This is a genomic window from Providencia sp. PROV129 (genome assembly GCF_028482245.1).
Classification (GTDB): Bacteria; Pseudomonadota; Gammaproteobacteria; order Enterobacterales; family Enterobacteriaceae; genus Providencia; species Providencia vermicola.
This window is the reverse complement of record NZ_JAMPQD010000026.1, coordinates 38,252-52,074: the sequence shown is the minus strand read 5'-3', so window position 1 is coordinate 52,074 and position 13,823 is coordinate 38,252. Positions and strand designations below refer to the sequence as shown.

Annotated in this window: 10 protein-coding genes and 1 tRNA gene; all 11 read right to left on the bottom strand. The window is 38.8% G+C overall.

Annotated elements, in window-relative coordinates:
* Positions 1 to 48: 48 nt before the first annotated feature.
* Entirely contained in the window at positions 49 to 1,212 is a 1,164-nt protein-coding gene (gene pgk, locus PSF27_RS18220; protein WP_272681974.1) for a phosphoglycerate kinase, read from the bottom strand.
* Between the two features lie 93 nt (positions 1,213 to 1,305).
* Positions 1,306 to 2,325 (bottom strand): erythrose-4-phosphate dehydrogenase, encoded by a 1,020-nt coding sequence (epd, locus tag PSF27_RS18215; protein ID WP_206084649.1) that lies wholly within the window; start codon positions 2,323 to 2,325, stop codon positions 1,306 to 1,308.
* A gap of 316 nt (positions 2,326 to 2,641) precedes the next feature.
* Complete coding sequence (gene tkt / locus PSF27_RS18210) at positions 2,642 to 4,633, bottom strand: transketolase (protein ID WP_206084648.1); 1,992 nt, start codon at positions 4,631 to 4,633, stop codon at positions 2,642 to 2,644.
* 558 nt (positions 4,634 to 5,191) lie between these two features.
* Positions 5,192 to 5,872 (bottom strand): TenA family transcriptional regulator, encoded by a 681-nt coding sequence (locus tag PSF27_RS18205; protein ID WP_272681973.1) that lies wholly within the window; start codon positions 5,870 to 5,872, stop codon positions 5,192 to 5,194.
* Positions 5,873 to 6,097: 225 nt separating this feature from the next.
* Positions 6,098 to 6,784: a fimbrial protein gene (locus tag PSF27_RS18200; RefSeq protein WP_206084646.1), complete on the bottom strand. Its 687-nt coding sequence runs from the start codon at positions 6,782 to 6,784 to the stop codon at positions 6,098 to 6,100.
* Between the two features lie 31 nt (positions 6,785 to 6,815).
* Positions 6,816 to 8,432 carry a fimbrial protein gene (locus tag PSF27_RS18195; RefSeq protein WP_241017468.1) on the bottom strand — a complete coding sequence of 539 codons (1,617 nt, stop codon included), beginning with the start codon at positions 8,430 to 8,432 and terminating at the stop codon, positions 6,816 to 6,818.
* Between the two features lie 7 nt (positions 8,433 to 8,439).
* Positions 8,440 to 10,938 carry a TcfC E-set like domain-containing protein gene (locus PSF27_RS18190; RefSeq protein WP_272681972.1) on the bottom strand — a complete coding sequence of 833 codons (2,499 nt, stop codon included), beginning with the start codon at positions 10,936 to 10,938 and terminating at the stop codon, positions 8,440 to 8,442.
* 19 nt (positions 10,939 to 10,957) lie between these two features.
* Positions 10,958 to 11,641 carry a hypothetical protein gene (locus PSF27_RS18185; protein ID WP_272681971.1) on the bottom strand — a complete coding sequence of 228 codons (684 nt, stop codon included), beginning with the start codon at positions 11,639 to 11,641 and terminating at the stop codon, positions 10,958 to 10,960.
* Between the two features lie 91 nt (positions 11,642 to 11,732).
* Positions 11,733 to 12,338, bottom strand: a complete 606-nt coding sequence (ecpA, locus tag PSF27_RS18180) for a common pilus major fimbrillin subunit EcpA (RefSeq protein ID WP_272574216.1) — start codon at positions 12,336 to 12,338, stop codon at positions 11,733 to 11,735.
* Positions 12,339 to 12,463: 125 nt separating this feature from the next.
* On the bottom strand, positions 12,464 to 12,784 hold the full coding sequence (locus PSF27_RS18175) for a helix-turn-helix domain-containing protein (protein WP_272681970.1): 321 nt from the start codon (positions 12,782 to 12,784) through the stop codon (positions 12,464 to 12,466).
* A gap of 951 nt (positions 12,785 to 13,735) precedes the next feature.
* Positions 13,736 to 13,812: transfer RNA gene (locus PSF27_RS18170), tRNA-Asp, on the bottom strand.
* Between the last annotated feature and the right edge of the window lie 11 nt (positions 13,813 to 13,823).

The window sequence follows — 13,823 nt, the reverse complement described above, 5'->3', positions numbered from 1 at the left end:
CTGTGGTAAACAGGCAGCCTACGCTGCCTGTTGTGTATGAACAATTAATTACGCTTTAGCACGTTCTTCTAGCATCACAACGGCAGGGAGCTTTTTACCTTCAACGAACTCAAGGAAAGCACCGCCACCCGTAGAGATATATGAAATTTTGTCTGCAATACCGAATAAATCGATAGCCGCTAATGTATCACCACCACCCGCGATGGAGAATGCATCACTGTCTGCGATGGCTTTTGCAACGATCTCAGTTCCTTTACGGAAGTTAGGGAATTCAAATACACCAACTGGGCCATTCCACAGAATGGTTTTGGCATTTTTTAGAATTTCAGCCAGACGCTGCGCTGATTCATCGCCTAAGTCCAGAATTTGCTCGTCGTCTTTGATTTCAGTACTTGATTTCAGTGTCGCTTCTGCGGTTTCAGAGAACTCAGTAGCAACGCGAACATCTGTCGGTACTGGAATTTGGCAGTTAGCCAGTAATTTTTTCGCTTCAGGAATTAGGTCATCTTCATATAATGAACGACCAACATTGTTGCCTTCTGCTGCGATAAAGGTATTTGCAATACCCCCACCCACAATTAGTTGGTCAGCGATTTTAGACAGTGAATCTAACACGGTCAGTTTTGTGGAGACTTTAGAACCTCCAACAATCGCCACCATTGGGCGCGCTGGGTCACCCAGTGCTTTACCTAATGCTTCTAACTCATTGCTTAATAATGGACCTGCACATGCAACGGGTGAGAATTTTGCCACGCCATGAGTTGACGCTTGAGCACGATGAGCCGTACCAAATGCATCCATCACATACACATCACATAATGCAGCGTATTGTTTTGACAGTGTTTCGTCGTCTTTTTTCTCGCCTTTGTTAAAGCGAACGTTTTCCAGAACGACTAACTCACCAGCGGCAATATCAATGCCATTTAAATAGTCTTTGACTAAACGAACAGGGTAATCGATTTTATCTGCCAGATAGTCAACAACAGGTTGCAGTGAAAACTCTTCGTTGTACTCGCCTTCAGTCGGGCGACCGAGGTGAGAAGTGACCATGACTTTAGCGCCTTGCTTCAGAGCAGCTTCGATTGTTGGTAATGAAGCACGGATACGTGCATCAGAAGTAACTTTGCCATCTTTGACAGGAACGTTTAAGTCAGAACGAATAAAAACGCGTTTACCCGCTAAGTCTAAATCGGTCATCTTAATTACAGACATGGTGAATCCTCTTGTTGATTCTCTATAAAGTTTCCATCAACTACTGGGCAGAGGCGAAAAGGTTATCATGCCCTGCTGTCTGTCAGTAGCCAATTAGTTTAAACCTGTTGCTGCCATCGCTAGCGTTGTATCTAGCATCCGGTTAGCAAACCCCCATTCGTTATCACACCAAACTAGGGTTTTTATTAAATGTTTTCCGCTAACTCGCGTTTGCGTACCATCAATAATAGCACTGTGTGGATCATGATTAAAATCCATCGAGACTAACGGCAGTTCTGTGTAGTCCACTATACCACGAAAATGCCCCTGTGCGGCGCTTCTCAGTAGTTGGTTCACTTTTTCAACACAGACATCGTCATGTACGGTAACACTCAAATCAATCGCTGTCACATTGGTTGTCGGTACACGGACAGAGATGGCTTCAAAATGATCTTTGAACTTCGGAAAAATTCGCGTAATTCCCGCCGCTAATTTCGTATCAACTGGAATAATAGATTGGCTGGCAGCGCGCGTTCTTCGTAAATCTTTATGATAGGCATCGATAACGGGTTGGTCATTCATTGATGCGTGGATCGTCGTAACGGTTCCTGACTCAATCGTAAATGCCTCATCAAGCAATTTAATAATCGGGATAATGCAGTTAGTGGTGCAAGATGCGTTTGACACGATATTGTCTGAAGCCGTTAAGCTTTCGTGGTTAACGCCATAGACAACAGTGGCATCAAGGTCATCAGTACCTGGGTGAGAGAACAGCACTTTTTTGGCGCCTGCCGCGATGTGCATTAAGCCATCATCACGGGAGCCATATGCCCCACTGCAATCAAGGACAATATCAATACCGAGTTCTTTCCAAGGCAAATCACGGATATCGGTTTGGTGAAATAAGCGGATATTATCATCGCCGACTTGCAAGAGTGAGCCATTAAGTCTCACATCCCACGCAAAACGCCCATGGCTGGAATCATACTTCAGCAAATGCGCGATACCTTCTGGTTCAGCAAGTTCGTTAATTGCAACAACGACGATCTCTGCCCGACGGCTCGATTCATATAACGCTCTTAAAACGCTTCGACCTATTCGACCAAAGCCATTTATTGCCACCCTGATTGCCATTCCACACCTTGTATATGAGCAAAATCACACGGTTGCTAAGGATAACTGACTCACACCAACTCTACTGCTCATTTTAGCAGTTAAAGGTTAAAAGTGTGCTGTAACCTACACTTTTTAAAAATTTTTTCATTGAATTTCATTTCACTGAAACGGTTCAGCTAATCTAAGGTTAGATTAAGGGATAAAGTAACAGAACGCAATAGAAAATCATTGATTAGTGCACAAAAAAACAACGCCTAATGATTAGCTAGGCGTTGTTCAGCAAAATAAGCACATACAGGGCATTCAACGCATGAATACCCCATCATTAACTTACTTATTTCAGAAGAGATTTCGCTGCTTCAACTGCTTTTTCTACGGTGATGCCAAACTCTTTGTACAGTTCTTCCGCTGGCGCGGATTCACCGAAGGTATGCATACCGATGATAGCCCCGTTTAAGCCAGTGTATTTGAACCAGTAGTCCGCGATACCCGCTTCGATAGCCACACGAGCGCTAACATTTGCAGGTAAAACAGCTTCACGGTACGCAGCATCTTGTTTATCAAATGCATCCGTAGATGGCATTGAAACAACGCGAACTTTGCGGCCTTCGGCAGTTAGTTGGTCTGCGGCTTTCACTGCCAACTCAACTTCAGAACCTGTTGCGATAAAGATAAGCTCAGGGGTGCCTGCGCTATCTTTCAGAATGTAAGCCCCTTTCTCGATATTCGCTAATTGCTCAGCGGTGCGAGGTTGCTGCTCTAAGTTCTGACGAGAGAAAATCAGTGCACTTGGGCCATCTTTACGCTCAACTGCATATTTCCATGCAACCGCAGACTCAACTTGGTCGCACGGACGCCATGTGCTGACGTTTGGCGTCACACGCAGGCTTGCCAGTTGCTCAACAGGTTGGTGAGTTGGGCCATCTTCACCCAGACCGATAGAGTCGTGAGTGTAAACAAAGATGCTACGAATTTTCATCAGCGCAGCCATACGCACAGCATTACGCGCGTATTCAACGAACATCAGGAAGGTTGCACCGTAAGGAATGAAACCGCCATGTAATGCGATACCATTCATGATAGCAGACATACCAAATTCACGTACACCGTAATGGATGTAGTTACCCGCAGGGTCTACGTTCAGTGCTTTAGAGCCTGACCACATGGTTAAGTTACTTGGTGCTAAGTCAGCAGAACCGCCCATAAACTCAGGTAATACTTTACCGAAAGCTTCCAATGCATTTTGTGATGCTTTACGGCTAGCAATATTGGCAGGGTTTTGTTGCAGTGTTTCAACGAATTTTTTCGCTTCTGCATCAAAGTTTGCAGGTAATTCACCGTTCATACGACGGGTAAATTCAGCCGCTAGTTCAGGGAAGTTCGCCGCATAAGCTGCAAATTTCTCATCCCACGCTTTTTGTTTCGCTTCGCCTGCTTTACGCGCATCCCATGCGTCATAGATATCTTGTGGAATTTCGAAAGGACCGAATTTCCAGCCCAGTGCTTCACGTGTTGCTGCAATTTCAGCATCACCTAATGGCGCACCGTGAACAGATTCAGAACCCGCTTTATTTGGTGAGCCAAAACCAATGATGGTTTTGCACATAATCAGCGTTGGTTTATCTGCTTTTTTCGCTTCATTGACGGCAGCATTGATTTGCGATGCATCGTGACCATCGATGTCACGAATAACATGCCAGCCATAAGACTCAAAGCGCGCAGCGGTATCATCAGTAAACCAACCTTCAACTTCACCATCAATAGAGATGCCGTTGTCATCATAGAATGCGATCAGTTTATTTAATTTCAGTGTACCCGCTAAAGAACATGCTTCGTGCGAGATACCTTCCATCATACAACCATCACCCATGAAGACATAAGTGTGGTGATCAACAACATCATGGCCAGGACGGTTGAATTGCGCCGCTAATGTGCGCTCTGCAATCGCAAAGCCGACTGCGTTTGCGATACCTTGACCTAAAGGACCCGTTGTTGTTTCAACACCTGGAGTATAGCCATATTCTGGGTGGCCCGGTGTTTTAGAATGTAATTGGCGGAAGTTTTTTAACTCTTCGATAGATAAGTCATAACCAGTGAGGTGCAGCAAGCTATAAATCAGCATTGAACCATGGCCGTTTGACAGCACAAAACGGTCACGATCCGCCCAGTGTGGGTTTGCTGGGTTATGATTCATATGGTCACGCCACAGTACTTCAGCAATATCAGCCATGCCCATTGGCGCGCCAGGATGCCCTGATTTTGCTTTTTGAACCGCATCCATACTTAGAAAGCGGATAGCATTAGCAAGGGTTTTACGAGTCGTCATCAGTATACTCCAGGTAGGATAAAAACGTACTTAAACCAATTTTTACAACGCAATACGGATAGTGCTACTTTGATTTCGCTATAACGAAAAACACCAATTTACCGACACATCACCCCATGTTCCTTTTTCTAAGGGCCATAGCGTATCAACAAGAAATTGAGCATTTCACGAATAGAGCGATTGAAAGTAACCCAATTCTACCCATACCGCAATATTTGCTATGTTCATGGCAGCAGATCGCTAATAAATTGAACTGCCGCAAAGCTGAATCCATTCCATTGCGCAAAATATCCCTTAAGGCTTACATTTTTGCGCAAGTGACTAACCTTATTAAACCTGAGTTCACTGTCTGGGATCAAGGTGATTTATGCATCTAGCACATTTAGCTGCCACATTAGTGATAATTGACAAAGTTTTAAGCAAAAAAGTGCCTCAATATGCCCGAATATTTTTGTTTGAGTTTACGTAAAAACACGCCTTCCAATAACAAAAATAGCAAATAAGGTGCGATAATTCGCACCTTATTTGAAAATAAAATTTCAGAAAATAGCTCTCAGATTACGATAAACTGTAATAGAAGCTTGTATAAGCGTTTGTCAGTAAATGACTCCCAAATTTAATCCCCTCTTTAATTAAATCTTGAGCCTCTGGTTCAAGCCAATTTTCATTGACCACTTTCAAAAAATCTTCAGCATGTTCAATATCAATTTCTTTATGTAATCCATAATGAGTAATTTGGCTCTCCTCAAGCCAACCATGGTTCTTGATTGCTTCATAAATGAGAGTTGATGCATCAACAAATGTACGCTCAATACCTGCATATACCGCTGATGCAAAGCGGTAATCTGAGAACGAAGAAACACTACGGATTGTTTCGTTAAAAACACGCGCATTCAATGGCGGCTGGTGAATATTGATTTTGGCAGTATCACCACCAAGACGAGAGATTAATGTTAAGATCGTATTACCATGAACATTTTCTTTAATTCCTTGCCCATGTTCTTCCCAAAGATTTTCGACAATGGCAATACGCGGTATTGCATCAGGAACGTTTGCGATAATTTGTGCCATTGGGCGACTAAAGAAAAAAACCATTGTCGCGAACTCATTTTGCGTTTCTACAAATTGCTCTTGAGATAATTCACCTGCACATAATGCTTTAAAATAAGGGGTTTCAGGTAAATTTACTGTATTAATCGTAGATTCTAAATAATTTTTTAATTCACTATTTAATGCCATAATTATTTTCCTCCTGAATTATCAGATAAAGAAAAGCACACGATATTAAATTCAAATGAGAACCTAATAATTAGATAAAAATTAATTCTCACATAATTTTCATGCTGCGCATTAAAATGAAATATGTTAGCTATTATCAAGAAACAATGTGTAACCTGAATTGAAAAAAAAACCAGTAACAATAAGCATTACTGGCTAATCATATAATATGAAACTTTAAACAGGCTAATCGCAGTTGCCTATAGAATGGTATTTATCAAATATAACAATATACTTACGGCTTTTTTTCTTTAGAATATTATGGCGAAACTCTTGTTGTGGTAACAGATTGAGAACCAATGGCTGCTCATCATCTTTTACCTCACAGCTTTCGTGAACCAATACCCTGAAATAAGTATTCCCTGTATTTTTTAACACTCCCTCATTAGCATCCATAGCATATTGGAAATTAATATTTTTCGGTCTAACGACAAAGTAAGTTTCTAAACTCACTGTTGGATAAAATAACGATTGTTGTTTTTGTGCGAGATCGTTTTCGACATCAAGTGATGTTTCACTAATTACAATTTTATAATACCGTTCTTGATTATCTTCTTTACCTCGATAAAAAATTTTAAAATACTCTTGCTCGCCAGGTAATAAGATTTTTTTTAAGGGCGTAAAAATAATTTCGCCATCTTCTATTGGCTTTCCCTGCTCTTGAATATCTGGTTTATCTATTTGATAGGCACTAAATGTATATAAATTCACCTTTTTTGTATCATTGATGTAGGCCTTCGAAAAAAAACTTTTATTCGGCTCAAGTGCTGAAATATCTGAGCTCAAATACAGTGCATGCGCCTGACCAAAGAATGAAAATATCGCCCCAAATAATACAAAGCCGAAAATTTTTTTTGTGTTTATTCTTCTCATACTATTTTTCAATAACACCATCAATTCATGCTTATAGATGCACATCTGGCCCCGTCCAAATCGCTTTCACAACAACGGTTCCACTGGCCGATACCGTTCCTAACCAATCAATGCCATCCAAAGTAAACAACGAATTAGAGTCATTCATCGGAAAACGTAAATCTAGATAGGTTCGATAGAAGGAACCTAAATCTTGGTTAGGGATATCCCACGGCGTTTCTGCCCATAAGGCGTCATTCATCGATATTTCTGTGCCATCACAACTTGAACGATAAGATTCCTCTGTACCTGAAGCATTTTTAAATGATAAATAAGCCGAGAATGGCACGCGGAATTTATCATCGTCTGAACTGAACAGACAAAAGTTTTGACCATTCACATTTACCGTTGGGCCTTCTACTCTTGCGGTAATAGAGTCAGCCTGTCGAGGCCCACTGGTCGTCACAATATAGTTAAACTCAATCGGCGGTTCTTCTGGGCCAATCTTTCCTGTCTTTGACGGGTTTGGAATATAATCCGCAGGTACAATACTGATACTATAATCGCGTGGTTTTATCACTAGCTGGTTTGATGGCGTAAATTCATAATACCCTGACTGTGGCGCCGCTGCGGGGTTAGTAAACGAAAAGGTAAAAAAGTCTTGGCTATTGGTAAAATCCACATTATTTGTTATTAACTGCTTAAAGAAGGTATTGGAAAAAAAGATAGAAACATACTGATTCGAACTTTTAAAATACGTATTGGCAGCATATGTTGAATTATAATTACGCCAAATATTCGAGCCATCATCAGGCCCAATTTTTATTGATGCGCCCGCAACAGTAAATGGGATCAGCGTTGAGTTAACTTTTAAACTCAATATAACATTGGCAAAAACATCCCCTGATGTCTCGTGTTTTACAACTTGGCAAATCAAGCCATTGACATTAGCGACAACGCCAATTCGGCAAAATTGTTCGCCAGGGCCTAAGCTTGGGTTCCCATTGCTGTCAATGTAAACCTCTTGCATTGCCCCAGTAGAGCTGAGCTTAATATGGGCAGATTTAGTAATCGTAAATTCGTGGGATGCAATAATTCGCCCGCCAACACTTTGGCAACTTTCCCCTTTCGCTGGGTCATAATCCAAGTCGGTCATGCATGCACGATAACTGTAGGTTTCAACCGCCCCAACAGCCATCTGTCTAAAATATTGATAGGTTGATTCGCTAAAAATACCTCGCGCGTATGCCCCTTCTCCCAATGTATTGTCCTGCACAATTTTATATGCACCATTTCGACCAACGTATTGTGCAGGCCAATAACCTGTATCTCGGTTGCAATAATTACGCATACAACGGTTGCCGATAAATGGGCCATCAATAGGGGAATTTTCAAACCAAATATCCACATTCTGATTTGCTCGAATCGAAGTATTGGTGTAGCCCATATACCCTAAACTTTCTTGGTTTTTTGCTGAATAACGAGAAAATTTATTTGCGCCAGTAAAGCGGGGGTCTAACGACCTCGGTGTGACAAAATATTCATCATCCACACCATTCTCGACAAAAACAATGGAATTACTCAGTGCAACGGCACCCACCGTTGAACTGAATAAAGCACTGAATATCATGCTACTAAGAGACAGAAAAGAAATCGGTTTAATCATCATAAAATTCTCATTGCCTTAATGCGACTGTACGCTGCGGGTCGCAAGTCACATCGCCTAGCCATAACGCGCCTCGAGCACCTTCTAAATTTAAATCAGCTTCGCATATAGTTTGCTCATCCTCTTGTAAAAGAGAAATAACGGGATATCGCACATCAACATCCATTGAAAACTCACCATTGTGATCCGTTTTCGTACGACCAATATGATTACGAATAGACGCATATTTAATAAATTCACCATTAGGGGATTTCAAACGGCCAAATACCGTTACTAACTGCCTAACTTCTGGTTTATAGATAGCAATATTCCCAGGGTATAAAGTGACAGACTTATTTCGCCCAGACACAATGTCAAAACTGTCTTTAGACTTCTCATCATTCATTAATTGAATGTCATAGTCTGAATAAGGTGATAAAGGGATAAACGTGTTTTTTCCACTAATTGGGTAACTTTGCCCATTAACTCGAGCGGTCATACTCCCTGCCCCATAAATATCCGAATTAATGATGACGCCCGACTTCCCTTGTTGCCCGCTGGGCATAATGGTGCCATCGCTATAGGCTAACGAACCACGAGATGTAAAGTTACCATTCAATCTTTGATTATCAGGTCGATTAACCGTTAGCATCCCTGAGTTATATTTCGTTTCGTAGGAGGCATAACCCATCGTTGAGAAATCAGACTCTCCATTATTTTTATCGCGCACTAATTTAGAAACAGATCCCCCGATATCGGTAATAACAGAATCTTCGAAACGTTTATTCGCGTAAATATTGGCTTTCATATTGCCATTACTTGAAGATAGACCTGTACTTAACCATGTTGATAACGGTAATGAAAAATCAAGACTGATAAATTTTTCATTCAGGCTTTTTTGGTCATCATAATGGTAACGCTGGACGCCTGTTCTTAATCCAATCGTGCCATAGCGGCCTGAAAATAGTGTATTTGAATATTCATAGTTAATTGAATCACTACCAATACGTTTATCTGTTGTACTGCTAATGGTAAATGACCCTGCTCGGTCAACAAGCTTAGCAAGGTTCAACGTCGCACCATAAGATTCGCTATTTGAATCATAAATAGGCAGGTCACCTTTAATAACCGCTTTTTCTTTCGAAGCCCAAACAGAGCCATAGCCGTCTGGCACACTGGTTGATACTGTCGCAATATTCCTAAAGCTGCCATGATTCTCCACCATACCTTGCCAAGAAATTGAGACATATTGGTTCAATGAAAGGTTAATACTGCTTTCATTAATTAAATAATTGTCATAACCGTAGTTCGACATTTGAAAATTTATCCCAGACAACACTGGGAAATTTTTTGCAACAGACGCCCCGAACAAATAACTTTTTTCTAATGGTTGGCGTTCTGCTTGTTTCCCTCTGACATAACGTTTTTTATCAAAATCGATATATCCGCCATAAACTTCCCAGCTAAGCTTGTCAAAATCAGCACCACTTGAACTAAATGACTTATTAATTGTTTGACGCTGTGATGTCACAATTTTGCCATCAACAACAGTTTCAATCATTACGTCATAAATACCAAAGGGCAAAATACTGGTATCCACTTCATAACTTCCCATTGGAAAGTTCTGGATATTTAATAATTTTTCATCACGATAAATTCGCACTTCGCCTGGACTATTTAAAAAGACATAAATTGGTGTCAGGGAGTATTTTTTATTGACTACGACACTTGAAGCATTATTTCCAATAGATGCCGCATATATTTTACTGCGATTTAAGGTTGTTAAACTCGCAATAGACTGCAAGTTCCACGTACTCATTAACCCGATGGCAAAACGTAGGCCATTAAAGTCACGCTCATACATTGCCCGATAAAGCTCAATATCAGAGTTCGATTTACCAATACTGTATGCTGATGCATTCACGTTTATATGGTGCTCTGCAATCGCAAATAACGTGTCTAAGTTAAAATAGCTGCTTGATGAATTTTTTCCTTTTTTTACCTGACTTTCAAAAATACCGAGATCATAGTTCGCAACCGTCGAAAAAGTGTCAACGGAAGAATCACCTAATGCAAACTGTCTGACTTTTTCATTAGCGGCAATCGCTTCTTTATTAACATCGAGAGATAAATTAAACGAAGCAATATTCAATTGCAGCACTGCATTTTTATCAACGACAATATTATTAAGCTCATTAAAGAAAACATCTTTTTTTTGTTCTAAACTTTCAATCAGCAAAGGTTGTATTTTGGGGCCTTTATTTGTGTCGATAAAATGAATATTGGCAAGTTTAATCTTCCCTTCAGCTATAATGATGATGGCATCTGCAATTTTATCTTCACTTTGATTTTTCCCATCATCTGATTTTAAACGTAGAAACACAGGCACCGACATTCCTTCCTCTAAAGCCAAAACAAAAGCAGGAGGAATAACATACCCACCAATTTTAATTCGCTTAATATCTTTAGCAGAAAGAGTACTTGAAAAAATAAAGCTCATTATTGATAACGCGATAACACTTTTACGCATAATTAAGACCTAACCCTAATTATTTGACAACAATAAACTCCCCTTTGTGCCAAATACCAACACTTGTTTTTTTATTATTTATATCAACCAACTGAAGGTTAACGGCTAAATTAGGTAAGAGATAATAACGTTCACGACAAATACCTTCTGCGCCATATTTTAACTTTTCGGTTAAGCAAGGGCCTGATGCAACAACCCGAAAAGAGCTATTCCCTAAATTAGCTATTTTATTTTTATCATAATTATATTTAAAACTTTCAATCCTTGGTGCTACGACTAAAATTGTACTTATTGTTGCGGATGTCGTTGCAGACGCTGACTTGGTACTTTTAGTCATTCCGCTTTCACTAATTGGGTCATCTGTCCAGTTTAACCGGTAGTAACGTTCCTGTTCGTCTTTCGGGCCTTGATAGATAATTTTAAAAATATCTCGTGATTTGCCTGGAAGTATAATGTTCGCTGGTGTTGACAGTATTTCGTTAGGATCGTTAATAGGGATAACCTTTCCACCCTCAAGTGGAGAGTCTATCTTTTCAATACTTAAGTTAACCAATCTTGCCGCATCAACAGTATTTTCAATTTCTTTTGCTAAGGTTTCTTCACCTGAAGAAATAATTTCCGTAATATTACCAACGTTAACGGCAAAACTATTTTTTAACGGTAACATGGATAATAAAATAACTGTAAATGTGATTTTATTCATTATAAAAACTCAAATAGAAAACGATAAAGATCAACATCCTTATATTCTCTTTATCGTAATATAAAATTTATTATTTAATTAACGATCTAACTTATGGAGTAGTGAAGCTACCTTCCCAGTTTGCTGTAAACTGAATTTTTACATCACCATCCCAAACACCATCAGCTAAATCTTTAAATTCTGCGTCTACACCAGCTGCTTTCGCGTTAGCAATAACGAAAGTAAACTCACCGCGGTCTGTTGAACGGTCTGAAACATCCCAAGAGCCATTTGCAGCTAAGTTGTCTAAACCTGAAGTGATACCTTGTGCGACATCAATTAAAGTTGTATCAGTAGTCGAGTCTAAATCTGCACCATTCCATTTAACACCAACTTCTAATGTAGAATCATCAGTTGTTCTTGCTAAGGTATTTGCAATAATTTTTGATGTTAATTTAAAATCAGTTGCATCTGCTTGGCCTTGGATAGCAATATCAAATGCACCGTTTTGCTGGTTAAAGCTTTTTTGTCCTTCAGCGTAATTGAAAGTCAAACTTTTAAGTGGGGTAACAACTAACATACTTGTTGTGTCTTTAATTGCAGTTGCTTGCCATGTTGCTGTCGCTTGAGCAGTACGCGTATCTGCATTTGCAACAGTAGCAAAAGAAGCAGCAATAATCCCAGATAATAATACAGATGCCATTTTTTTATTAAACATATTGTTCTCTCTAATTAATATTCAAAATATAACAAATAGAAAATTACATAGTATAAAAAACACTTTCTTGTGTTTTTTATAAAATATAATCTGACCACTGAGTTTTAATTAACGCAATATAATTATTATTCTTTACTAGAGACAAAATCCATTAAGTACCGACCTAATGAGTAATTTTCCTTTTCTTCTATTTCATTTTTTAAATTATTCTCATTCTCTTTTTCATTTTGAACAAAGAGAATGAGGTCAACCCAACTTTTATCGAGTAGAGATAATAGCTGATGTAATTGATCTAAGGTTAACGGTGTTTTACCTGTTTCATAACGAGAAATTTGTTGCTGACTTACACGCATTAACTTTGCTAATTGCTTACCAGTTAGATTTTTTTCTCGTCTAGATTTTCGTAAGAAAAAACCAGCATAATAACTTAACTTATTTGATTCCATAAGCATTTCCAAAACTTTCCCAACGGTGAAATAATTCGTATAACTCTATAAAAGCTAATTATTAATATATTTATATTCTTGATTAAATAATTCAAAAATTAATTATTCGTAACTAATTTGTTCTTAATAATATAAATGGATACAAAATCGTGTAAAAATGTTTAAAGCTATTAAAAAACAAAAAACCAATAGCCCACAACTATCAAAGTATTTTTTCTGCAACATTTCCCTATCTAAAAACAACAAAAAACACGTAATCAGAGTATTAAATTAATAAGTAACTATGTGATTAATAGATTAATTTTAAATGTTGCTATTTTGTTTTTAATATGCGCGAATTAAGTTATAGATATAATTACTTATTTTTTTAAATATATATTAGAGACACCCAATTTAATAGGTATTTTCATTTTGTTACAAATTGGCATGGAATGTATTATTTGAATGGAGATTTAACACCAAATACGAGTATTAAGGTTTTTCACCTAAAAAAAATTCAATATCTAGTGTTAAGATCGAGTACGCCAAGTTTATCTTTGGGAAAGGAAAATGTACTCTTTACTTTTCAACTTTTCTAAGCATTATAAAAATGAGAATGATTGTTAGAATAACATTTCAAACTGAAATAGTTCATCAATGATATAAAAAAAAACATTTTTTAATCGTCACAATAACGCATAAAAAAGCACCTAATTACCGTCATTATATTAATAATGAAATAAAATGTGTTACTGTTCGAAATCAAAAATATGAGCCTTACTAGCAGTATGCGTTGCAAAATCGTCATATACAAAAACAATAAACGCATTCTATGCGTATAACACCAATTTGTTACGATATGAATTAATGAAACAAAATTTATGTGAAGGGCAAATTACGATAAAATGCAAAGTAGAATTCGCATAAAAAAGATAAAAAAAGCCCCGAGCAAATGCTCAGGGCTTCAATGTTTGGCGGAACGGACGGGACTCGAACCCGCGACCCCCTGCGTGACAGGCAGGTATTCTAACCAACTGAACTACCGCTCCGAATGTTCCCT

What these genes read in the sequence shown, in the direction of transcription:
- pgk (WP_272681974.1), bottom strand. Translation starts at nt 1,212, where the DNA reads ATGTCTGTAATTAAGATGACCGATTTAGACTTAGCGGGTAAACGCGTT.
- PSF27_RS18185 (WP_272681971.1), bottom strand. Translation starts at nt 11,641, where the DNA reads ATGAATAAAATCACATTTACAGTTATTTTATTATCCATGTTACCGTTA.
- epd (WP_206084649.1), bottom strand. Translation starts at nt 2,325, where the DNA reads ATGGCAATCAGGGTGGCAATAAATGGCTTTGGTCGAATAGGTCGAAGC.
- PSF27_RS18175 (WP_272681970.1), bottom strand. Translation starts at nt 12,784, where the DNA reads ATGGAATCAAATAAGTTAAGTTATTATGCTGGTTTTTTCTTACGAAAA.
- PSF27_RS18200 (WP_206084646.1), bottom strand. Translation starts at nt 6,784, where the DNA reads ATGAGAAGAATAAACACAAAAAAAATTTTCGGCTTTGTATTATTTGGG.
- PSF27_RS18190 (WP_272681972.1), bottom strand. Translation starts at nt 10,938, where the DNA reads ATGCGTAAAAGTGTTATCGCGTTATCAATAATGAGCTTTATTTTTTCA.
- PSF27_RS18205 (WP_272681973.1), bottom strand. Translation starts at nt 5,872, where the DNA reads ATGGCATTAAATAGTGAATTAAAAAATTATTTAGAATCTACGATTAAT.
- PSF27_RS18195 (WP_241017468.1), bottom strand. Translation starts at nt 8,432, where the DNA reads ATGATGATTAAACCGATTTCTTTTCTGTCTCTTAGTAGCATGATATTC.
- ecpA (WP_272574216.1), bottom strand. Translation starts at nt 12,338, where the DNA reads ATGTTTAATAAAAAAATGGCATCTGTATTATTATCTGGGATTATTGCT.
- tkt (WP_206084648.1), bottom strand. Translation starts at nt 4,633, where the DNA reads ATGACGACTCGTAAAACCCTTGCTAATGCTATCCGCTTTCTAAGTATG.